This is a genomic window from Serratia sp. Sp408, from assembly GCF_057180665.1.
In genome coordinates, this window is sequence record NZ_JBXUFT010000010.1 from 94678 (window position 1) to 116415 (window position 21738).

Annotated in this window: 20 protein-coding genes; 7 read left to right on the forward strand and 13 right to left on the reverse strand. The window is 57.7% G+C overall.

Annotated features, from left to right (window positions below):
* Positions 1-112 precede the first annotated feature (112 nt).
* Positions 113-538, forward strand: a complete 426-nt coding sequence (locus tag AC2AXP_RS21325) for a DUF805 domain-containing protein (RefSeq protein WP_039991413.1) — start codon at positions 113-115, stop codon at positions 536-538.
* Positions 539-546: 8 nt separating this feature from the next.
* Here the strand turns inward: AC2AXP_RS21325 and fpr are convergent, their stop codons facing one another.
* Both fpr and AC2AXP_RS21335 read right to left on the reverse strand, forming a co-directional pair.
* Positions 547-1293, reverse strand: a complete 747-nt coding sequence (gene fpr / locus AC2AXP_RS21330) for a ferredoxin--NADP(+) reductase (RefSeq protein ID WP_004956515.1) — start codon at positions 1291-1293, stop codon at positions 547-549.
* A 3-nt stretch (positions 1294-1296) separates the two neighbouring features.
* The gene (locus tag AC2AXP_RS21335) at positions 1297-1920 is read right to left on the reverse strand and encodes a helix-turn-helix transcriptional regulator (protein ID WP_484381917.1); all 624 of its coding nucleotides are present in this window, start codon (positions 1918-1920) and stop codon (positions 1297-1299) included.
* 295 nt (positions 1921-2215) lie between these two features.
* Between AC2AXP_RS21335 and emrD the strand changes: the two genes are divergently transcribed.
* Complete coding sequence (emrD, locus tag AC2AXP_RS21340; RefSeq protein WP_273871593.1) at positions 2216-3400, forward strand: multidrug efflux MFS transporter EmrD; 1185 nt, start codon at positions 2216-2218, stop codon at positions 3398-3400.
* Between the two features lie 48 nt (positions 3401-3448).
* Here emrD and glpX read toward each other — a convergent pair whose 3' ends face one another.
* From glpX to AC2AXP_RS21355, 3 genes are all read right to left on the reverse strand, one after another.
* Positions 3449-4459: a class II fructose-bisphosphatase gene (glpX, locus tag AC2AXP_RS21345; protein ID WP_004956512.1), complete on the reverse strand. Its 1011-nt coding sequence runs from the start codon at positions 4457-4459 to the stop codon at positions 3449-3451.
* Positions 4460-4585: 126 nt separating this feature from the next.
* On the reverse strand, positions 4586-6094 hold the full coding sequence (gene glpK / locus AC2AXP_RS21350) for a glycerol kinase GlpK (RefSeq protein ID WP_004956511.1): 1509 nt from the start codon (positions 6092-6094) through the stop codon (positions 4586-4588).
* A gap of 41 nt (positions 6095-6135) precedes the next feature.
* Entirely contained in the window at positions 6136-6981 is an 846-nt protein-coding gene (locus AC2AXP_RS21355; protein WP_004956510.1) for an MIP/aquaporin family protein, read from the reverse strand.
* Between the two features lie 535 nt (positions 6982-7516).
* Between AC2AXP_RS21355 and zapB the strand changes: the two genes are divergently transcribed.
* Entirely contained in the window at positions 7517-7756 is a 240-nt protein-coding gene (zapB, locus tag AC2AXP_RS21360; RefSeq protein ID WP_004956509.1) for a septal ring assembly protein ZapB, read from the forward strand.
* Between the two features lie 57 nt (positions 7757-7813).
* Here zapB and rraA read toward each other — a convergent pair whose 3' ends face one another.
* The 7 genes from rraA to priA form a co-directional block, all read right to left on the reverse strand.
* The gene (gene rraA / locus AC2AXP_RS21365) at positions 7814-8299 is read right to left on the reverse strand and encodes a ribonuclease E activity regulator RraA (protein ID WP_004956507.1); all 486 of its coding nucleotides are present in this window, start codon (positions 8297-8299) and stop codon (positions 7814-7816) included.
* Positions 8300-8374: 75 nt separating this feature from the next.
* Entirely contained in the window at positions 8375-9292 is a 918-nt protein-coding gene (locus AC2AXP_RS21370) for a 1,4-dihydroxy-2-naphthoate polyprenyltransferase (RefSeq protein WP_039991411.1), read from the reverse strand.
* A 94-nt stretch (positions 9293-9386) separates the two neighbouring features.
* Positions 9387-10718 (reverse strand): ATP-dependent protease ATPase subunit HslU, encoded by a 1332-nt coding sequence (gene hslU, locus AC2AXP_RS21375; RefSeq protein ID WP_004956505.1) that lies wholly within the window; start codon positions 10716-10718, stop codon positions 9387-9389.
* A gap of 12 nt (positions 10719-10730) precedes the next feature.
* Entirely contained in the window at positions 10731-11261 is a 531-nt protein-coding gene (gene hslV / locus AC2AXP_RS21380) for an ATP-dependent protease subunit HslV (RefSeq protein WP_039991409.1), read from the reverse strand.
* Between the two features lie 102 nt (positions 11262-11363).
* Positions 11364-12245: a cell division protein FtsN gene (ftsN, locus tag AC2AXP_RS21385; RefSeq protein ID WP_484381918.1), complete on the reverse strand. Its 882-nt coding sequence runs from the start codon at positions 12243-12245 to the stop codon at positions 11364-11366.
* A 65-nt stretch (positions 12246-12310) separates the two neighbouring features.
* A complete protein-coding gene (cytR, locus tag AC2AXP_RS21390) occupies positions 12311-13339 on the reverse strand; it encodes a DNA-binding transcriptional regulator CytR (RefSeq protein ID WP_198773832.1) in 1029 nt (342 codons plus the stop codon).
* A gap of 258 nt (positions 13340-13597) precedes the next feature.
* Positions 13598-15793, reverse strand: coding sequence for a primosomal protein N' (gene priA / locus AC2AXP_RS21395; RefSeq protein WP_004956499.1), 2196 nt, complete (start codon positions 15791-15793; stop codon positions 13598-13600).
* Between the two features lie 200 nt (positions 15794-15993).
* On the opposite strand from priA, the gene rpmE reads away from it, so the two are divergent.
* Entirely contained in the window at positions 15994-16209 is a 216-nt protein-coding gene (gene rpmE / locus AC2AXP_RS21400; protein WP_004956496.1) for a 50S ribosomal protein L31, read from the forward strand.
* A gap of 75 nt (positions 16210-16284) precedes the next feature.
* On the opposite strand, the gene metJ is transcribed toward rpmE, so the two are convergent.
* Entirely contained in the window at positions 16285-16602 is a 318-nt protein-coding gene (metJ, locus tag AC2AXP_RS21405) for a met regulon transcriptional regulator MetJ (RefSeq protein WP_004956495.1), read from the reverse strand.
* A 315-nt stretch (positions 16603-16917) separates the two neighbouring features.
* Here metJ and metB point away from each other — a divergent pair, with 315 nt between their 5' ends.
* From metB to metF, 3 genes are all read left to right on the forward strand, one after another.
* Positions 16918-18078, forward strand: coding sequence for a cystathionine gamma-synthase (gene metB, locus AC2AXP_RS21410; RefSeq protein WP_004956494.1), 1161 nt, complete (start codon positions 16918-16920; stop codon positions 18076-18078).
* 2 nt (positions 18079-18080) lie between these two features.
* Positions 18081-20516, forward strand: coding sequence for a bifunctional aspartate kinase/homoserine dehydrogenase II (locus AC2AXP_RS21415; protein ID WP_088499835.1), 2436 nt, complete (start codon positions 18081-18083; stop codon positions 20514-20516).
* Positions 20517-20759: 243 nt separating this feature from the next.
* A complete protein-coding gene (metF, locus tag AC2AXP_RS21420) occupies positions 20760-21656 on the forward strand; it encodes a methylenetetrahydrofolate reductase (RefSeq protein ID WP_004956491.1) in 897 nt (298 codons plus the stop codon).
* Positions 21657-21738: the final 82 nt, after the last annotated feature.

Sequence of the window (21738 nt, forward strand, 5' to 3'; positions counted from 1 at the left end):
TGACAGCGAGACTGCGTGGTATTACGCATTCTGCATGGCGAAAACCTCGCCGCTGCGTTGCCTATGTTACACTGCGGCGCAGAATATGGGCAGGTTAACGATGCAGGATTCAATGACAATACAACAGTGGTGTTTTTCGTTTAAGGGGCGCATTGGACGGCGTGACTTCTGGATCTGGATAGGGTTGTGGCTGGTGCTGATGGCGATAGCCTTCACCTTGGCCAATTACCAGTGGGTGGCGATTCAGACCATTGCATTTTTCATTGTGGCGCTGCTGTGGCCAACGGCGGCGGTGCTGGTGAAGCGGTTGCATGACCGCAACAAAGCCGGTTGGTGGGCGTTGCTGCTGATCCTTGCCTGGATGTTGGCGGCAGGCAACTGGCAGATGCTGGCGCCGCTCTGGCAGTGGGGCGTCGGGCGTTTTATCCCGACGTTGATTATCGTGATGATGGTTATCGATCTGGGGGCGTTCGTCGGCACGCCTGAAGATAACCGTTTTGGCCCGCCGCCCGAGCCGGTGAAGTTCCGCGCCGAGTGAATGATGGATTACCAGTAATGCTCGCTGGTCATATGCCCGGGTTTGCGCCGCAGGTGCTTGCGCATGCCGTGCAGATCCTTGAGCGTCTGCTGGGTATCGCGCACCATTTGCGGGTTGCCGCACAGCATCACATGGCTGGTTTCGGCATCGAGCGGCAAACCGATCGCCGACTCCAACTGTCCATCGGCTATCAGCGCCGGTACGCGACCGGTCAGCGAGCCGGCGATCTCTTCCCGACTGACGATGGTCTGGATACGTAATTTGCCGTTGTAGCGCTGTTGAAGCTGTTGCATCAGCGGCAGATAACTCAAATCGCGCGCAAAGCGGGCGGCATGCACCAGCACCAGATTGCTAAAACGCTCCAGTCCTTTGCCTTCCTGCAACATCGACAGGTATGGGCCAATGGCGGTGCCGGTAGCCAGCATCCACAGGGTGTCACAATCAGGCACTTCATCCAGTACGAAGAACCCGGCAGCCTGTTTGGTTACCATGATCTCGGCGCCTGGCGCCAACTGGTTCAGCCGTGGGCTGAGTTTACCCTCCGGCACGGTGACCAGATAGAACTCGAGATTGCTATCGCTCGGCGCATTCACGTAAGAATAGGCGCGCTGCACCCGTTCGCCGTCAATTTCCAGCGCCAATTTGGCAAATTGCCCGGCGATGAACGGGTCAATCGGTGCATCGACGGTGAGGCTGAATAGACCGTCGGTCCACTGTTCCAGGTGAGTAACCTTGCCTTTAACCCATTCGGCCATATCTTAAAGCTCCCGTGGTTGAATCAAATAAGCGCAATGCCGCGAGCCGGCGATGGCGTGCGCGGTACGCTCAATGTGGTAATCGCCACCCAACAGCCGATGAAACAGGCGTAACTCTGAATTGCACAAACTGCTGCAGCTATTGGCGGCAACGCCAATCGGGCAGTGGTTTTCCACCAGCAGCGTGCCGAGCGGGTGCCCCAGCAGTTCAGCCATATAGCCATCGTGCCGCCGCAGGTGCACCAACCGGGCCAGTCTACCCTGATGATCGCTTTCTTGCGCCAGCTCTGCGGCGTAGCGCTGGAACAGGTCGTCTTCACGAGCGCCAATCAGCGTGCTCAGCCCCGCACCACCAAACAGCGTATGGGCGGTGGTGAGTAACGCCTGCGCCAGCTCAGCGTGCCGATCGGCAAATTGCGCGTGCCCTGAGCGGGTGAGCGACCAATAGCGTGTCGGACGCCCCACTTTGCTGCGCGCTTCCTCGTAGCAAACCAGCTCGCGTTGCTCCAGGGATTGCAGATGCTGGCGAATGCCCATCGGGGTGATACCCAGATGCTGTGCGAGCATCTTGGCCGAGTGCGGCCCCAGGGTTTTTAACTGCAATAAAATCAGCGCTGGTGTTTTCATCTACCCAATCCCTATGGCGTTATTTTATTTCAAGATGATGAAAAGAATTATCGATTAAATGCTAAAGCGGAGCTACTGCAAGTGTGGCATGGGTATCGGCCGGGGCGAGTCGTACAGTTTAATTTACGACGCTGGTCGGCATTGCTGCCAGTGTGAGCGCGATCAAAGTTTGCTGGAAACTCGCTAAAAAAAATAGATTTGTTAGCTTATGCCGCGATAAAGGGCTGGCGGCATCGGCGTCGGACAACGATACCTGCACAGGCGGTTTTGGCGAGTTAATACGTTAACGAAGATAATGAGAAAATTAGAAAATTTTCACCTGTTGGTGATGTTGATCCTGCTGGTGGCCGTCGGTCAGATGGCGCAAACCATTTATGTTCCTACCATTGCCGATATCGCTCACGACCTGTCGGTACCTAACGGTGCAGTACAGCGGGTGATGGCGGCTTATCTGATGACCTACGGGTTTTCCCAGCTGATTTACGGCCCGCTGTCGGACCGTATTGGTCGCCGCCCGGTGATTTTGGCGGGGATGGTGATATTTATCGTCGGCGCGACGGGTGCCTTGATGGCCAGTAGCCTGACGATGCTGGTGGCCGCCAGCGCGATCCAGGGGATGGGCACCGGCGTTGCCGGGGTGATGGCGCGCACCATGCCGCGCGATCTGTATGCCGGCAGCGCGCTGCGCTACGCCAACAGCTTACTGAATATGGGGATTCTGGTCAGCCCGTTGTTGGCACCGGTGATCGGCGGTGCGCTGGCGATGATGTTCGGTTGGCGTGCCTGCTACGCGTTTCTACTGGTGCTGTGCGTCGGCGTGGCGTTTGCCATGTTGCGCTGGTTGCCGGAAACGCGGCCGCAACAAACGGAAAAGCGCCGCATGCTGGCCAGTTTTCGCCAACTGCTGGGTGATGGTACCTTCAGCTGTTACTTGGTGATGCTGATTGGCGCGCTGGCGGGTATTGCGGTGTTTGAGGCCAGCTGCGGCGTATTGATGGGCGGGGTGCTGGGGCTGAGCGGGCTGACCGTTAGCATTCTGTTTATTCTGCCGATCCCGGCGGCCTTTTTTGGCGCCTGGTATGCCGGCCGTGACGGCAAGACCTTCCACAGCCTGATGTGGCATTCGGTGATCAGCTGTCTGCTGGCAGGCCTGATGATGTGGATCCCCGGTTGGTTCGGGGTGATGAACATCTGGACATTGATCGTACCGGCGGCGCTGTTCTTCTTTGGTGCCGGCATGCTGTTCCCGCTGGCAACCACCGGCGCGATGGAGCCGTTCCCCTATCTGGCCGGTGCCGCGGGCGCGTTGGTGGGCGGTATGCAAAACATGGGGTCCGGGCTGGCGACATGGCTGTCCGCCATGCTGCCGCAGACCGGGCAGTTCAGTCTGGGTCTGTTGATGTTTGCCATGGCGCTGCTGATTTTGCTGTGCTGGTGGCCGCTGTCCAATCGGATGCAGCACCAGGGGCACACCGCCTGATGCTGGCAGGCCAGGCAGGCCTGGCCCAGGGGCGGCGGTGGCCGCTGACTACAGTAGGAACGGGTGCAGCGCCGGGTCTTTGCGATCGAGGTAATGGGTCGAGCGAATACGGCGGATGGTACGGGACTTGCCCCGAATCAGCAGCGTTTCCGTGGTGGCCATATTGCCCTTGCGGCTAATGCCTTCCAACAGATCGCCTTTGGTGATGCCGGTAGCGGCGAAAATCACATTATCGTTGCGCGCCATGTCGTCCAGCCGCAGGAGCTTGCCAGCTTCGATGCCCATTTCCTTGCAGCGTGTCAGCTCTTCTTCACCGATGCGCCGGTTTTCCGCGCTGTCGCCCTTCACCTGATGGCGCGGCAGCAGGCGAGCCTGCATATCGCCATCCAGCGCGCGGATCACCGCCGCCGAAATAACCCCTTCCGGTGCGCCACCAATACCGTACATCACATCCACTTCGCTTTCCGGCATGCAGGTGAGAATCGATGCCGCCACGTCACCGTCGGGAATGGCGAACACTTTGACGCCCAGTTGCTGCATTTGCGCAATAACCGCCTCATGGCGTGGTTTCGCCAGCGTAATCACCGTCAGCTGTGCCAGAGGCTTGGCCAGGCGCGCGGCGACGTTTTTCAGGTTTTCCGCCAGCGGCAGGTTGAGGTCAATGGCACCGTGTGCGGCCGGCCCTACTACCAGCTTTTCCATGTACATGTCCGGCGCGTGCAGAAACGTGCCGCGATCGCCCACCGCCAGCACCGCCAACGCGTTGGACTGGCCCATGGCGGTCATGCGGGTGCCTTCGATGGGATCGACGGCGATATCCACCGCGTCGCCGTAGCCGCTGCCAACCTGTTCGCCGATATACAGCATTGGTGCCTCATCGATTTCCCCTTCGCCGATCACGATGCGTCCATCGATATCCACCTTATTGAGCATAATGCGCATGGCGTTGACGGCGGCGCCGTCGGCGGCATTTTTGTCGCCGCGCCCCAGCCACTTGTAGCCGGCCAGAGCGGCAGCTTCGGTCACGCGGGAAAATTCGATGGCTAATTCACGTTTCATGGCAGAACCTGTCAGTGAGAAGGAAGAAAATATCGACAAAGTCTACCACAGCGGGGTGCCGGCGGGGCGAGGCAAAAAAAACGCCGCCCGCAGGCAGCGTTTGTTCAGAAGGATACGCCGTGGCGCTTATTCGTGTTCTTCCCATGCCTGGGCACGTGCCACCGCTTTCTTCCAACCGCTATAGCGGTAGTTACGCTCGGTGGTTTCGATGCTTGGGCGGAACTCGCGTTCAATGACCGCCTTGCTCTTCACTTCGTCCAGATCGTTCCAGAACCCGACCGCCAGACCGGCGAGGAAGGCAGCACCCAGCGCGGTAACTTCCCGTACTTCAGGGCGCTCTACGCGGGTGCCGAGAATATCTGACTGGAACTGCATCAGGAAGTTGTTGGCCACCGCGCCACCGTCGACGCGCAGCGATTGCAGACGGGTGTTGGAGTCTGCCTGCATGGCGTCCAGCACGTCGCGGGTTTGGTAGGCGATGGATTCCAGCGTCGCACGGATGATGTGGTTGCTGTTCACGCCGCGAGTCAGGCCAAAGATGGCGCCGCGGGCGTACGGATCCCAGTAAGGCGCGCCGAGGCCGGTGAAGGCCGGCACCACGTATACGCCGTTACTGTCCTTCACCTTGCTGGCGAAGTATTCGGAGTCGGTGGCGTCGCTGATCAGCTTCAGCTCGTCACGCAGCCACTGGATGGAGGCACCGCCGATGAACACCGCGCCTTCCAGCGCATAGTTCACTTCGCCGCGCGGGCCGCAGGCGATGGTGGTCAGCAGGCCGTGGCTGGAGCTTACCGCTTCGGTGCCGGTGTTCATTAACAGGAAGCAGCCGGTGCCGTAGGTATTCTTGGCCATGCCCGGTTGAACGCACAGTTGGCCGTACAGCGCTGCCTGCTGGTCACCGGCAATGCCGGCGATTGGGATGCGCGTGCCGCCTTTGCCGCCGATGTTGGTCTGGCCGTAGATTTCAGAAGACGGGCGCACTTTCGGTAGCATGGCGCGCGGAATATCCAGCGCCTGCAACATGCGATCGTCCCAGTCCAGCTCATGAATGTTGAACATCATGGTGCGCGAGGCATTGGTATAATCGGTAACGTGCACCCGACCCTGAGTCATTTTCCACACCAGCCAGGTGTCGACGGTACCGAACAGCAGTTCGCCGCGCTTGGCGCGTTCGCGTGCCCCTTCGACGTGGTCGAGGATCCATTTTACCTTGGTGCCGGAAAAGTAGGGGTCAACCACCAGACCGGTGTTATGGCGAATGTACTCTTCCAGGCCGTCGCGCTTGAGCTGTTCGCAGATTTCTGCAGTACGGCGACACTGCCAGACAATGGCGTTATAGATCGGCTTGCCGGTGTCCTTTTCCCAGACGATGGTGGTTTCGCGCTGGTTGGTGATGCCGATGCCGGCAATCTGATCGGAACTGATATCGGCCTTGGCCAGTACTTCAACCAGCGTTGAGCTTTGTGACGCCCAGATTTCCATCGGGTCGTGTTCTACCCAGCCCGCTTTCGGGTACACCTGGGTGAATTCGCGCTGTGAGACTGCCACGATATTGGCGTCATGATCCATCACGACGGCGCGTGAGCTGGTGGTTCCCTGGTCGAGAGCGACAATAAATTTTTTAGCTGTGGTCATGGTTTATTCCTGCTGTTGTTAACCATTTAAAACTGCGCCAATCACGCTTTGCGCTGCTGGGTCTTGGCGGCGGGCTCGTCTTCCTCGATGCAAACATCGCAAGGCAGATGACGACCAATCAATGCGCGGTAGCCGAAGGCACCCAGACCTGCGCCAAGGATTGGGCCAAAGATTGGCACCAGGAAGTAAGGGATGTCACGTGCGCCAGTGAAGGCCACCTCACCCCAACCGGCGATGTAGGCGAACATTTTCGGACCGAAGTCACGCGCCGGGTTGAGCGCGAAGCCGGTCAATGGTCCCATAGACGCGCCGATAACGGCAATCAGAATACCGATCAATAAAGGCGCCAGCGGGCCGCGCGGCACGCCGTTGCCATCGTCGGTCAGCGCCAGGATCAGGCACATCAGGATCGCGGTAATGACGGTTTCCACCAGGAACGCCTGCATCACGGAAATATGCGGGTTTGGATAGGTGGAGAAAATGCCGGCCAGATCCAGGCTTTCGTTGCTGCCACGCACCATGTGGTGGGCCGCTTCAAAATCAAAGAACAGGTTGTAATACAACCCGTAGACCAGCGCTGCGGCGCAGAAGGCTCCAGCCACCTGAGCAACGATGTAGGGGAGTACTTTGCGTCCATCAAAGCAGGCGAACAGCCACAGTGCGAGCGTGACTGCCGGGTTCAGGTGAGCGCCGGAGATCGCGGCGGTCAGATAAATCGCCATGGCGACCCCGAAGCCCCAGATGACGCTGATTTCCCATTGGCCGAAGCTGGCGCCGGCCAGTTTCAATGCGGCAACGCAGCCTACGCCAAAAAAGATCAACAGACCGGTGCCGAGGAATTCAGCAATGCACTGGCCTTTTAAGGTCGGACTGGTGGTTTGGCTCATAATGTTGTTGTCCTGCAAACAGCGGTTAGAGGTTTATAGGCTCTGCGCGTGGCGCCAGGTAGCCTAGGGTACAGTTTTTTTTATCTCGTCCAATTTTATTCGGAGGACGTGATGTAAATTTATCGTTAACGAACATAAACGAGAAATAGCGAAATCAAAATGTGTGTGCTTCGTCATAAAATTGAGCGAATTCGCGTCGTTTAGTGTTCTTTCTAGGCCAAAAAGCACAGTGCTTATTCCTTTTTCCTAGTCGGTTGTTAACAAACCACCAACCCGGAGCGGCGTTTTTTTCAGTTTTTGCTGATGGTAGCGGTAGGAAATTTGCAACAGACTGCGTGATGAGCCGGTATGTTGCTAGACAGTGAGAGGCAGGCTACTTACAATCGTTTTTATCGAAAGAGCGTTTTATCGAGACAGGCGCGTTTTCCATAAAAGCGCGTGTCACTTGGCGCGATGCATATTCGCAGTAGCTGCAAGCCTTTGCTGCGGCCGCTACTTATAGATGTACGCCTTGCTATCATGAGGGGACTGAAGAATGTCATTTGAAGTATTTGAAAAACTGGAAGCAAAAGTTCAGCAGGCGATCGATACCATCACGCTGTTGCAGATGGAAATTGAAGAGCTGAAAGAGAAGAATAATACCCTGTCTCAGGAAGTTCAGAACGCCAGCGGTAATCACGATGCGCTGGTACGTGAGAACCAACAGCTGAAAGAAGAACAGCACGTATGGCAAGACCGCCTGCGCGCGCTGCTGGGCAAGATGGAAGAAGTCTGATTATTCGGCAATACAGAAAGGGCGCCTTTGGCGCCCTTTTTCATGGTGGGATGCTGCTTATTCGATATCGAGCGGATCTTCGGAAAGAATAATGCCGGTATTGTCAGCGTACAGATGGTCACCGGAGAAGAAGGTGACGCCGCCGAAATTAACCCGGATATCGCTTTCACCGACGCCTTCGCTCGGCGCGCCGGCCGGAATGGCCGCCATCGCCTGGATGCCGATATCCAGCTCTTCCAAATCGTCTACCTGACGCACAGCACCGTAAACCACGATGCCTTCCCATTCGTTCTGGGTTGCCAGACGCGCCAGTTCTGCGTTGATCAGCGCCCGGCGTACCGAACCACCGCCGTCGATCAACAGCACCCGGCCACGGCCGTTTTCTTCAAGCAGGTCAAAAAGCAGGCCGTTATCCTCGAAGCATTTCACCGTAGTGATCTGCCCGCCAAATGAAGTACGCCCGCCAAAATTGGAGAATAGAGGTTCAACTACGTTAACCTCTTCATGATAGATGTCGCAAAGTTCGGAAGTATCGTATTTCATAGGATTTTACGTCTGTTTGCCGCTGGAATAACCAGTATATCCCTTTATTTGCCATGTTGGCAAAATCATCGGTTTTTAACTGAGCACCACGCCGATGGCGAACAGTACATTGGCCAGCAGCGCGGCCTTGACCATGTGTTCCAACATCGGGCGCATACCGGCCGGCGACGGATCGCGCACGACGCGCAAGGCATGACGCCACAGCAGCGGCACCGCCAGTACGAACAGCCAGCCCCATGGGCCGCTGAGGTTGAACAGGGTAAACAGGGCGAAGCACAGCACTGAGCCGGCCAGCAACAGCGCATGATAGCGTCGGGCATTGGTCGGCCCCAAACGTACCGCTAGCGTGTTTTTGCCGTTGGCACGGTCGCTTTCGATATCGCGCAGATTATTGATGTTCAGTACCGCCGCCGCCAATAAACCGCAGGCGGTGGCCGGCAGCATAATGACGCTGTCGAAATGGTGGGTTTGCAGGTAATAGGTGCCAGCGACGCTGAGCCAGCCGAAGAACACCAGCACCGAAATGTCGCCCAACCCCAGATAACCATAGGGCTTATTGCCCACGGTGTAGGTGATCGCTGCAACGATCGCCAACGCACCCAATACCAGGAACCCGACCACGTCGCTCGGTTTTTCGCAGGCCAGCGCAATCAGCGAACTGCCGGCAATGGCGATGAGCACCACGGTAATCACCAACGCCCGTTTCATCTGCGCCTGGCTAATCATGCCTTTTTGCATGCCACGCAACGGCCCGATGCGATCTTCGTTATCGCTGCCCTTGACCGCGTCGCCGTAGTCATTGGCCAGATTGGAGAGGATTTGCAACAGACCGGCGGTCAGCAGCGCAAGCAGCGCCACACCCGGTTTCAGGCTGTCTTGCCAGGCGGCGATCGCCGAACCGACAACGATGGAGGCAAAAGCCAGCGGCAGGGTACGTGGTCGTAAACTTTCCAACCAGGCTCGGGCCGGGGTGGTAGTGATAGATGAGCTCATTTTTCGCTTCAGCAGGTCAGGTGGCGGTGTCCCGGCCAAAAAATGGGAGGCGATGCCTCCCATATAATTGACTGACAGGACAATGATAGAGCGATTATAGGATAAAACGACTCAAATCTTCATCTGCTACCAGCTCATCCAGATGATTACCGACATATTGCGCATCAATGGTGATGCTCTGGCCGCTACTTTCGCTGGCATCGTAGGAGATATCTTCCATCAGACGTTCCAGTACGGTGTGCAAACGGCGCGCGCCGATGTTCTCGGTGCTTTCGTTGACCTGCCACGCCGCCTCTGCGATGCGGCGGATGCCGTCGGCGGTAAAGTCGATGGTCACGCCTTCGGTCGCCATCAGCGCTTTGTACTGCTCGGTCAGCGAGGCGTTCGGCTCGGTGAGGATGCGCTCGAAGTCTTCAGTGCTCAACGCCTGCAGTTCAACGCGGATCGGCAAACGACCCTGCAATTCCGGGATCAGATCCGACGGGCTGGCCACCTGGAATGCGCCGGAGGCGATAAACAGAATGTGGTCGGTTTTCACCATGCCGTGCTTGGTCGACACGGTGCTGCCTTCAACCAGCGGCAGCAGATCGCGCTGCACCCCTTCACGGGACACGTCCGGACCTGAAGATTCGCCGCGCTTACAGATTTTGTCGATCTCGTCGATAAACACGATACCGTGCTGTTCCACCGCTTCGATCGCCTGTTCTTTCAGCTCTTCCGGGTTCACCAGCTTGGCCGCTTCTTCTTCCACCAGCAGTTTGAAGGCTTCTTTGATCTTCAGCTTACGTGGTTTCTGCTTTTGGCCGCCGAGGTTTTGGAACATCGACTGCAACTGGTTGGTCATCTCTTCCATGCCTGGAGGCGCCATGATTTCGACACCCATCGGCGCAGCCGCCAGATCGATCTCGATTTCCTTGTCGTCCAGTTGGCCTTCACGCAGTTTCTTGCGGAAGGCCTGGCGCGCGGCGGACGGTTCCTGGTGTTCTTCCGGCTGGCCCCAGTTATTCTTGGCCGGCGGGATCAGCACGTCGAGAATGCGTTCTTCGGCCATTTCTTCGGCGCGGGTGCGGTTTCTTTCGATCGATTGCAGGCGTACCATTTTGATCGCAGAATCGGTCAGATCGCGGATAATCGAATCCACTTCTTTACCAACATAGCCCACTTCGGTGAATTTTGTCGCTTCAACCTTGATGAATGGCGCATTGGCCAGTTTAGCCAGGCGACGGGCGATTTCGGTTTTACCGACGCCGGTCGGGCCGATCATCAAAATATTTTTTGGCGTTACTTCATGGCGCAGCTCTTCGTTGAGCTGCATGCGGCGCCAGCGGTTGCGCAGGGCAATGGCGACGGCACGTTTGGCCTTGCTCTGGCCGATAATGTAACCGTCCAGTTCGCTGACGATCTCGCGCGGAGTCATTTCAGACATAGTATTCGGTCCTTACGCTTTGGAAGGCAATTCTTCGATAGTGAGGAAATGGTTGGTGTAGATACAGATGTCACCGGCGATGCCGAGGGATTTCTCGACGATGTCGCGGGCGCCCAGATCGGTATTTTCCAACAACGCGCGAGCGGCAGACTGGGCGTACGGGCCGCCGGAACCGATCGCGATCAAATCATTTTCAGGCTGTACTACGTCACCGTTGCCGGTGATGATCAGCGAGGCGTTCTCGTCGGCGACGGCCAGCAAGGCCTCCAGACGACGCAGCATACGGTCGGTACGCCAGTCTTTTGCCAGCTCCACGGCGGCTTTCACCAGGTGGCCCTGGTGCATTTCCAGTTTACGTTCGAAGAGCTCAAACAGCGTGAAGGCGTCAGCGGTGCCCCCGGCGAAACCGGCGATCACTTTATCGTTGTACAGGCGACGTACTTTCTTGACGTTGCCCTTCATCACCGTATTTCCCAATGTTGCCTGGCCATCACCACCGATGACCACCTGGCCGTTGCGACGTACGCTTACAATTGTTGTCACGAGCAGACCCTCGTTGCAGACGGAAAGAAGCCCTCGCAGCGCCGGTCGGCACCGGCACTACGAGGCATATTGAGAGTATAGATGGGGGAGGATTAACGCTTTTCAACCCCCAACGGAGAGGGGAATGCAACTTGACATGCCAACGCCCTTCAGGCGCGAAAGTGTTTTATCGGCTGCAGCGCGGCTGCTGAACGGCCCGAGCACCACGCGATTCCAGCCGCCGCCATTGGTAATGCGACTTTCAATGCCTTCAAACGCCAGCCGGGCACGTACCGATTCTGCCTGATCGGTGGCGCGGAACGAGCCGCACTGCACCATCCAGCGCTGTTTCGATTCCTGCTTGGCGGTTTCCTGCTTCGCTTCCGGTTTAGGCTGCGGTTTTGCTTCAGGCTGTTTGGTCTGCACCGGCGGCGTGACGGCCGGCTTGGGCTGTTGCTGCACCGGAGCCGAACCGCTGTTGAACGGATTACGTGGCTGGTTCACCTGCTGCTGTTGCTGCTGTTGCTGCTGTTGTTGCCGTTGCTGCATCTGCTGGCGGCTACTGCCCTGCGCCGCCATCGCATCGTTGTACGGCACTTCGTTCAGTTGGGTCGGCCGTTGCTGCATATCTGCCTGCATCTGCTCCAGCAGTTGGCGCTGTTCTGGCGTCAGTTGGGTTTTGGAGTTCACTTCACCGCCGGCCGTTGGTTCGGTCGGGGCCTGTACGCCAATCTGGCGGTTTTCCAGCTCTTTGATATAACGCCAGCGTTCTTCCGGCTTCGGTGGCAGGCCATTGCCCGGCCGGCTGCTGTGCGTAGGCAACAGCGGTGCGTCGTCCGGTTTGTTGTGCGTAATGAAATAAAGGCCACCGACAAAGATCACCAGCAGGGCAACAGCAAGCGCCACCACGGTTTTAGATACCTTCGGAGAACTGCTTTTTTTACGGCTGGGGGTTTTGCGCCGCGCTCCAGAGCGCCCGCGGCTTACATAGTCTTTCTGTGCCACTATTCTTCCGCTGTGTCTTTATAAGGAATTAAGTCCGTCATGTTACTGAACCCTAAAATATTTGACTAGCGTTTAGGAGCAGCGGTGCTGCCTCTGACGATCAGTTCGCTGTCCAATAAGCGGGAACCGCTGGCGACTGCCTGTCCGTGCAGTTGTTCCAGCAGCAGTAACATGGCCTGCTGACCAATCTGATAGCGCGGTTGCGCCACCGTGGTCAATGGCGGGTCGCAATACTGCACCAGCTTGATGTCGTCGAACCCGACAATCGACAGATCCTGCGGTACGCGCAGGCCCAATCGCTTCGCCTGCGACAACACGCCGATCGCCATCACATCGCTGTGACAGAATACCGCCGTTGGCGGTTTTGGCAGCGCCATCAGCGCCGCCAGCGCTTGCGCGCCTGCCTCGTAGGTGAAATCACCCCGGGTAATATAGCTGCTTTCGACGGTAATGCCATTACGACGTAATGCCTGAATGTAACCTTGCAGACGATAATGGCTGAGTGGCATCTGCTCCGGCCCGGCGATACAGGCGATGTGCGTGTGGCCGAGCTGATGCAGATAGTGCACCGCTTCGAAGGCGGCAGTGAGGTTGTCGATGTGCACCGTCGGCAATTCCAGTTCAGGTGCAAATTCATTGGCCATCACCATCGGCGGCAGGTTGCGCTGCTCTTCCTTGCTGGCGTCGAACGGCAGGTTGGAGCCCAACAGCAGCATACCGTCAATCTGTTTGGTGATTATCAGGTTAACGAAGGTGCGTTCCTGCTGATTTTGCTGCGCGCAGTCGCCGATCAGCACCAGGTAACCCTGCTGCGCAGCGGTCTGCTCGATCCCCTGGATCACGTCGGCGAAAAACGGGTCGCAGATGTCCGGCACGATCACCAGGATGGTGCGGGATTCGTTGCGCTTGATGTTGCGTGAGAGTGCATGGGGAGAGTAGCCCACGGCCAGTACGGCCTGTTCCACTTTCTGACGCGTCGGCGTTGACACCTTTTCCGGGTTCATCAACGCACGCGATACGGTAGCCGTTGAAACGCCCGCCATTTCGGCAACGTCTTTCATGGTCGCCATGGATAGTTCTTTCTTGTGTTCCAACGCCTTTCTCCTTGCGCCAGCCCCATGCCAACGCGACTACTGCAATACCCGACCTCGCTGACGTCGCCTGTTCAGCGTTGGCGGGCAGGTATGCTCACAAATGACAAAAAACCTTAGCAGACATTCTAAACAGATTACGTTCTGCTTTTGTTACCTAATTTGCATAAAAAATGTGACTTAGGAAGGTTTTTTCGCGTTCGCTCGCAAATTCAAGGGTAAACGTTTGCTTAACAGGAACTGAATCAGACTTTTCTGGGTTCAACTGTCGATGGGATCGACATCCAGCGTCCATTTTACTTTGCGTGCCTGCGGCAGCGTCCCGATCAGCGGCAGCGAACTTTTCATCAGTTGCTGCAACACGCGTCGCGACGGGTGCTGCAACAGCAACTGCCAGCGGAAACGGCCGCCGCGCTTGGATTGCAGCGCCGGCACTGGACCCATGATCCACAGCGACTCGTCCTTTAGCGGGCTGGCTTCCAGTAAGTTGCGCAGCTGCTGGAGGAATAGCGGCGCCTGCTGATTATCGTGATCGTCCGAACGCAGCAGAATATGGCTGGTATACGGTGGTAGAAACACGCTGTTACGCTCCGCCAGCGCCTGTTTGGCAAAGGCGTCGTAACCCTGTTGCAGCAGGATTTGCAGCAACGGGTGCTCCGGGTGGTGGGTTTGCAGCAACACTTCGCCCTGTTTGCCGGCGCGGCCGGCTCGGCCGGACACCTGGGTATACAGCTGGGCAAAGCGCTCGGCGGAGCGAAAGTCGGCGGAAAACAGCGCGCCGTCCACGTCCAGCAGCGCCACCAGCGTGACGTCCGGGAAGTGGTGCCCCTTGGCCAGCATCTGGGTGCCGATCAGAATACGTGCGCCACCGCGGTGGATATCCGCCAGATGCTGTTCCAGCGAGCCTTTGCGACTGGTGGTATCGCGATCGATGCGGGTAATTGGCGTGTCCGGGAACAGCGGCGTCAGTTCATTTTCCAACTGCTCGGTGCCGACGCCGACCGATACCAGGTGGGTTGAGCCGCATTGTGGACACTGGTGCGGCACCGGGCGCTGGCTGTCGCAGTGGTGGCAACGCAGTTGGCGATGATTCTGGTGCAGCGTGTAATAGCGGTCACAGCGCTGGCATTCGGCTATCCAGCCACACTCGTGGCATAGCAACGCCGGCGCGTAACCGCGACGGTTGAGGAACAGCATGACCTGATTGCCGTTCTTGAGATGATGCTGCATGCTTTTCAACAACGGCTGCGACAGGCCGACTTTCAATGGCAGGCCTTTCAGGTCAATCAGATGCTGCGCCGCCGGTTTGGCGTTGCCGGCGCGCTGGGTTAATTTTAACTGGCGGTATTTCCCCAACTGCACATTGTGCAGCGTTTCCAGCGCTGGGGTGGCGGAGCCCATCACCATCGGAATGTTTTCTGCGTGCGCGCGAAACACGGCCAGGTCACGTGCGTGATAGCGCCAGCCTTCCTGCTGTTTGTACGAACTGTCGTGCTCTTCGTCGATGATGATCACGCCCAAGCGGGCAAACGGCGTAAACAGGGCAGAGCGCGTGCCGATGACAATCGCCGCTTCGCCGCTGCGCGCCCGCAGCCATACCGCCAGACGTTCGCTGTCGTTGAGGCCGGAGTGCAGAACCTCGACCGGCGCATTGAAGCGTTCGCGAAAGCGGGCAATAGTTTGTGGCGTCAGGCCGATTTCCGGCACCAGTACCAGCGCTTGGCGGCCCTTGGCCAGAATGTTTTCCAGCACGCTGAGATAGACTTCCGTTTTGCCGGATCCGGTGACGCCTGCCAACAGCCAGGCGGCAAACTGTTGATCCTCGCTGCGTATGGCACCGACGGCGGTGGCCTGCTCGGTATTCAGCCGAAGTCGCTCGCCCAACACGGCGAAATCGCGCCGCCAGTCCTGTGTGGCGACGGCCTGAGCACGCAGGTCAACCAGCCCCTTGGCGCGCAGCGCCTGGAGCGCAGGCTCGCTCAGTTCCAGTTCGCTGACCTGATGACGGTAAACCGGCCGCTGCAGTAGCGCAGCCAGCGCCTGTTGCTGCTTGGGCGCGCGTTTCAGGCTTTCCGGCGGGGTGGCGCGCCCCTGCTCGGTGGCGAACCATTGCCATAGCGGGGCGGCCTCTGCGGGTTTGCCCTGACGCAGCAGGATCGGTAGCGCATGAGACAGCACTTCGCCAAGCGGGTAGTGGTAGTACTCGCTGGCCCAGTTGAGAATACGCCACAGGCTGGGTGAAAACAGCGAGGTGTGATCGATGACGCTGTCGATCGGCTTCAGTTTTTCCAGCGGTACCTCGCTGGCTTCACTGCAGCCGGTTACGATGCCGATCGAGCGTTGCCGTCCCCAGGGAACGCTGACGCGTGCACCCATGACCGGTTGCACGCCATGCGGCAACAGATAGTCGAAGGTACGAGCGAGAGGAACCGGTAAAGCAACGTGAACAACGGGCATGAGGTCATCCAGGAGGTAAAGATTGTCGGCTAGTTTACACGCTAGCCGTTCAAATGTACGGATCCGATTGCGCGGGTGATATTATTCTGTATAATTTGCCGCCTTTGGTATAATTCGATACCAAAAAATTATCATCAATCACGTGTGGTGTCTGGCGAAACAGGGCTGGATAGCGACACGGCCTTAACTGAGGTTTCCCCATGAAACAAGGTATCCACCCAAAATACGACGTTGTTACTGCAAACTGCTCTTGCGGTAACGTGATCACTATCCGCTCTACAGTGGGTCACGATCTGAACCTGGACGTGTGTGGTCAATGCCACCCGTTCTACACTGGCAAGCAGCGTGACGTTGCTACCGGTGGCCGCGTTGACCGCTTCAACAAGCGTTTCAGCGTACCAGGCGCTAAGAAATAAGATTTCTTATCGTCCGATAAAAAAGGCGCCTCAGGCGCCTTTTTTGTTTTTGTCGCCTGCGTTGGCAGACGGCATTCAATATTCCCAGGTATCGGGATCCACACCCAGTTCGCGCATCAGCACTTTCGCGGCTTCCGGGATTTCATCGTTGCGCTCTTTGCGCAGGTCTTCATCGTTCGGCAGCGGCTGGCCGGTAAAGGCATGCAGGAACGCTTCGCACAGTAATTCACTGTTAGTGGCGTGGCGCAGGTTATTCACCTGGCGACGGGTCCGTTCATCGGTGAGGATCTTAAGAACCTTCAGCGGAATGGATACCGTGATTTTTTTTACTTGCTCGCTTTTTTTACCGTGTTCAGCGTAAGGGCTGACATACTCGCCGTTCCACTCAGCCATGGGACACCTTAAATTTGTCAGAAAAATTACAAAATTCTAAAAACCGGCTAATTATGCCCGATCTTCACTGTTCTCACTAAATAAATGTCAACTTTACGCGACCAAAGTCACTGATTGCTGTCGTTCGATAGCTTTAGACTATGCTTAGCGCAACAACATCTTAACGTCATATCAAATCGCCATAATTTTAGCGGGTATTATGCCGATGCTCAATCTATACGCAAAGAAGTTTAGATGTCCAGATGTATTGACGTCCATCCTTCTTGCGATTAATCTTTAGGCCTCATTCACCGTATTCGAGAGCCGAGCCCCCTAATGACGCGTAAACCCGCCACCATCGCCGTGCGCAGCGGCCTGAACGATGACCAACAGTTTGGCTGCGTTGTTCCGCCGATTCATCTGTCCAGCACCTATAACTTCACCGACTTTAACCAGCCGCGAGCCCATGATTATTCGCGGCGCGGCAACCCGACGCGTGACGTGGTACAGCGTGCGCTGGCCGAGCTGGAAGGCGGTGCTGGTGCGGTGATGACCGGCAGTGGCATGTCGGCGATCCATCTGGTGACGACGGTACTACTGCAACCCGGCGATCTGCTGGTGGCACCGCACGACTGCTACGGCGGCAGCTATCGGCTGTTTGACAGCCTGAGCAAGCGTGGCGCCTATCGGGTGCTGTTTGTCGATCAGAGCGACGAGGCTGCGTTGCAACAGGCGTTAGCGCAAAAACCAAAGTTGGTGCTGATCGAAAGCCCGAGCAACCCGCTGTTGCGGGTGGTGGATATTGCCGCCATCTGTCAGGCGGCGCATGCCGCCGGTGCGCTGGCGGTGGTGGATAACACCTTCCTCAGCCCGGCGCTGCAGCAGCCGATTGCGCTGGGGGCGGATCTGGTGGTTCATTCCTGCACCAAATACCTTAACGGTCACTCCGACGTGGTTGCCGGCGCGGTGATTGCCAAAGACGCCGAGCTGGCGGTGGAGCTGGCGTGGTGGGCGAACAATATCGGCGTCACCGGCGGCGCGTTTGACAGCTACCTGCTGCTGCGCGGTATGCGCACGCTGTCGCCGCGCATCAAGGCGGCGCAACACAACGCCGATGCGATTGTCGGTTATTTACAGCAGCAACCTTTGGTCAAAAAGCTGTATCATCCTTCCCTGCCGGAAAACCCAGGCCATGAGATTGCGCGCCGGCAACAACGCGGTTTTGGCGCGATGCTCAGTTTTGAGCTGGACGGGGACGAGGCAGTACTGCGCCGCTTCCTGTCGGCTCTGGAGTTGTTCACATTGGCGGAATCGCTGGGTGGGGTGGAAAGCCTGATCTCGCATGCGGCGACCATGACCCACGCCGGCATGGCGGCGGATGCGCGAGCGGCGGCTGGCATTTCCGAAAGCCTGCTGCGTATTTCCGTGGGTATTGAAGACAGTGAAGATTTGATTGCCGATCTGGAACGCGCTTTCCAGGCGGCGGCAACGAGGTAAGCATGAATGCAATTGCGGTAGCAGGGCCGGTCAGCGGGCGTCAACTGCACAAATTTGGCGGCAGCAGCCTGGCGGATGTGAAGTGTTATCTGCGGGTGGCCGGAATTATGGCCGAATACAGCCAGCCGGGCGATCTGATGGTGGTATCGGCGGCCGGCAGCACCACTAACCAACTGATTAACTGGCTCAAGCTGAGCCAGAGCGATCGCCTTTCCGCGCATCAGGTTCAACAGGCGCTGCGCCGCTACCATAGCGAGCTGATTAGCGGCCTGTTACCGCCGGAAACCGCCGAGCCGTTGATTGCGGCATTTATTCACGATCTGGAGCGTCTGGCGGTGCTGCTGGACGGCAACGTCGATGACGTGACCTACGCCGAAGTGGTGGGGCACGGTGAAATCTGGTCGGCGCGCCTGATGGCGGAAGTGCTGAAGAAACTGGATATGCAAGCGGCCTGGCTGGATGCGCGCGATTTTCTGCGCGCTGAACGTGCGGCGCAGCCGCAGGTGGATGAAGGACGCTCCTACCCGCTATTGCAGCAGTTGATGGCACAGCATCCGGGCCGACGCCTGGTGGTGACCGGGTTTATTTCGCGCAACGACGCCGGTGAAACCGTGCTGTTGGGGCGCAACGGCAGTGACTATTCCGCCACGCAGATCGGCGCCTTGGCCGGCGTTGAGCGGGTCACTATCTGGAGCGACGTCGCCGGGGTGTACAGCGCCGATCCGCGTAAAGTGAAAGACGCCTGTCTGCTGCCGCTGTTGCGGTTGGACGAGGCCAGCGAACTGGCGCGCCTGGCGGCACCGGTATTGCACACCCGTACTTTGCAACCGGTATCCGGCAGTGATATCGATCTGCAACTGCGCTGCAGTTATCAACCGGAGCAGGGCTCTACGCGCATTGAGCGGGTGCTGGCCTCGGGCACTGGCGCGAAAATCGTCACCAGCCATGATGATGTCTGCCTGATCGAGCTGACGGTTGCACCCCAGCATGATTTCAAGCTGGCGCAAAAAGAACTGGATCTGGTGCTGAAACGCGCGCAGATCAAACCGCTGTCGATTGGCATCCACACCGATCGCAGCCTGATTCAGCTGTGCTATACCGCAGAAGTGGCCGGTAGCGTACTGCGCGTTTTGCAGCAAGCGGCGTTGCCGGGGACCTTGCAACTGCGGGAAGGGCTGGCGCTGGTGGCGCTGGTTGGTGCCGGCGTGTGTAAGAACCCGCTGCACAGCCATCGGTTCTATCAGCAGTTGAAAGATCAGCCGGTGGAGTTTATCTGGCAGGCGGAAGACGGCATCAGCCTGGTGGCGGTACTGCGTCAGGGGCCGACCGGCTTGCTGATCCAGGGGCTGCACCAGAGCCTGTTCCGGGCCGAAAAGCGCATCGGCCTGGTGCTGTTCGGCAAAGGCAATATTGGTTCGCGCTGGCTGGAACTGTTCGCACGTGAACAAAAAAACCTGTCTGCCCGTACCGGTTTTGAATTCATTCTGGCCGGGGTGGTGGACAGTCGTCGCAGTCTGCTCAATTACGACGGACTGGATGCCAGCCGCGCGTTGGCGTTTTTCGATGACGAAGCGCAGGAACTGGACGAAGAGTCGCTGTTTCTGTGGATGCGTGCTCATCCGTTCGACGATCTGGTGGTGCTTGACGTTACTGCCAGTGAAAACCTGGCGGATCAGTACCTGGATTTCGCCAGTTACGGTTTCCATGTTATTAGCGCCAACAAACTGGCCGGCGCGTCCTGCAGCGATACCCATCGCCAGATTCGCGACGCGTTCGCAAAAACCGGCCGCCATTGGCTGTATAACGCTACCGTGGGTGCCGGTTTGCCGGTGAACTACACGGTGCGCGATCTGCGTGATAGCGGCGACAGTATCTTGGCGCTCAGTGGTATTTTCTCCGGTACGCTGTCGTGGCTGTTCCTGCAATTCGACGGCACGGTGCCGTTTACCGAACTGGTTGATCAGGCGTGGCAGCAGGGGCTGACCGAACCCGATCCGCGCGTTGACCTTTCCGGACAGGACGTGATGCGCAAACTGGTGATTTTGGCGCGAGAGGCCGGTTATGACATCGAACCGAATCAGGTGCGGGTGGAATCGCTGGTGCCGGCAGGTACCGAACAGGGCTCGGTCGATCAGTTCTTTGAGAATGGCGATGCGCTGAATCAGCAGATGCTGCAACGCTTTGAGGCCGCCAGTGAAATGGGGCTGGTGTTGCGCCACGTGGCACGCTTCGATGCCAACGGCAAGGCGCGCGTCGGGGTGGAGGCGGTGCGACCAGAGCATCCGCTGGCGTCGCTGCTGCCGTGCGACAACGTGTTTGCCATTGAAAGCCGCTGGTATCGTGATAACCCGTTGGTGATCCGCGGGCCGGGCGCCGGGCGTGATGTCACCGCCGGAGCGCTGCAGTCGGATCTCAATCGTTTGGCACAGCTGCTGTAATCCCTCGAGCGCGGCTTGCCGCGCTCTGTGCGTAGTCTGTCTCTGGGCGCTGCCTGCGGCGCCCGGTACTCAATCCTCGATCGTGAAATTCTCTCGCCTAGCCGATGAGGATTAATCATCTTATTGCCCCAATTTTCCTGTTGACTCTTTAGCCAACTTGCGGCATTTTCTATCTAGACGTCTAAACGTATAGACGCTTATTAAAATGAAATAAAACAGCGATCGACGAGAGGCAGACAGGGTATGAGTTTTTTCCACGCAAACCAGCGAGAAGCGCTGAACCAAAGCCTGGCGGAATTAAACGGCCAGATTAACGTATCGTTCGAGTTTTTCCCGCCGCGTACCAGCGAAATGGAAGACACCCTCTGGCAGTCGATCGATCGTTTGAGCAGCCTCAAACCCAAATTTGTCTCCGTCACCTATGGCGCAAACTCCGGTGAGCGCGATCGCACCCACAGCATCATCAAGGGGATTAAGGATCGTACCGGGCTGGATGCGGCGCCGCACCTGACCTGTATCGATGCCTCACCGGCGCAGTTGCGCGCTATCGCCAGCGATTACTGGAACAGCGGTATTCGCCACATTGTGGCACTGCGTGGCGATCTGCCGCCGGGCAGTGGCAAACCGGAAATGTATGCCACCGATCTGGTGACGCTGCTGAAAGACGTCGGGGATTTTGACATTTCGGTAGCGGCCTACCCGGAAGTGCACCCGGAAGCCAAAAGCGCCCAGGCGGATCTGATTAACCTGAAGCGTAAGATTGACGCCGGTGCCAACCGTGCCATCACGCAGTTTTTCTTCGACGTGGAAAGTTACCTGCGTTTTCGCGATCGTTGCGTGGCCGCCAGCATCGACGTGGAGATCGTACCGGGCATTTTGCCGGTATCCAACTTCAAGCAGTTGCAACGTTTCGCTACCATGACCAACGTACGGGTGCCGAGCTGGATGACCAGTATGTTCGAAGGACTGGATGATGACCCGGAAACACGCAAAATGGTCGGTGCCAACATCGCGATGGATATGGTGAAGATCCTCAGCCGCGAAGGCGTAAAGGATTTCCACTTCTATACGTTGAACCGCGCCGAGATGAGCTATGCGATTTGCCATACGCTGGGCGTGCGGCCAATAGCGGCGGCCTGATAGATAGATGAACGATGCAAAAAAGCGCTGTATAAACAGCGCTTTTTTTATCGCGGTTGGAAAGACGAGGAAAGGAGGTGCC

Coding starts and splice junctions, on each gene's coding strand:
- AC2AXP_RS21325 (WP_039991413.1), top strand. CDS start 113: ATGACAATACAACAGTGGTGTTTTTCGTTTAAGGGGCGCATTGGACGG.
- fpr (WP_004956515.1), bottom strand. CDS start 1,293: ATGGCCGAATGGGTTAAAGGCAAGGTTACTCACCTGGAACAGTGGACC.
- AC2AXP_RS21335 (WP_484381917.1), bottom strand. CDS start 1,920: ATGAAAACACCAGCGCTGATTTTATTGCAGTTAAAAACCCTGGGGCCG.
- emrD (WP_273871593.1), top strand. CDS start 2,216: ATGAGAAAATTAGAAAATTTTCACCTGTTGGTGATGTTGATCCTGCTG.
- glpX (WP_004956512.1), bottom strand. CDS start 4,459: ATGAAACGTGAATTAGCCATCGAATTTTCCCGCGTGACCGAAGCTGCC.
- glpK (WP_004956511.1), bottom strand. CDS start 6,094: ATGACCACAGCTAAAAAATTTATTGTCGCTCTCGACCAGGGAACCACC.
- AC2AXP_RS21355 (WP_004956510.1), bottom strand. CDS start 6,981: ATGAGCCAAACCACCAGTCCGACCTTAAAAGGCCAGTGCATTGCTGAA.
- zapB (WP_004956509.1), top strand. CDS start 7,517: ATGTCATTTGAAGTATTTGAAAAACTGGAAGCAAAAGTTCAGCAGGCG.
- rraA (WP_004956507.1), bottom strand. CDS start 8,299: ATGAAATACGATACTTCCGAACTTTGCGACATCTATCATGAAGAGGTT.
- AC2AXP_RS21370 (WP_039991411.1), bottom strand. CDS start 9,292: ATGAGCTCATCTATCACTACCACCCCGGCCCGAGCCTGGTTGGAAAGT.
- hslU (WP_004956505.1), bottom strand. CDS start 10,718: ATGTCTGAAATGACTCCGCGCGAGATCGTCAGCGAACTGGACGGTTAC.
- priA (WP_004956499.1), bottom strand. CDS start 15,793: ATGCCCGTTGTTCACGTTGCTTTACCGGTTCCTCTCGCTCGTACCTTC.
- rpmE (WP_004956496.1), top strand. CDS start 15,994: ATGAAACAAGGTATCCACCCAAAATACGACGTTGTTACTGCAAACTGC.
- metJ (WP_004956495.1), bottom strand. CDS start 16,602: ATGGCTGAGTGGAACGGCGAGTATGTCAGCCCTTACGCTGAACACGGT.
- metB (WP_004956494.1), top strand. CDS start 16,918: ATGACGCGTAAACCCGCCACCATCGCCGTGCGCAGCGGCCTGAACGAT.
- AC2AXP_RS21415 (WP_088499835.1), top strand. CDS start 18,081: ATGAATGCAATTGCGGTAGCAGGGCCGGTCAGCGGGCGTCAACTGCAC.
- metF (WP_004956491.1), top strand. CDS start 20,760: ATGAGTTTTTTCCACGCAAACCAGCGAGAAGCGCTGAACCAAAGCCTG.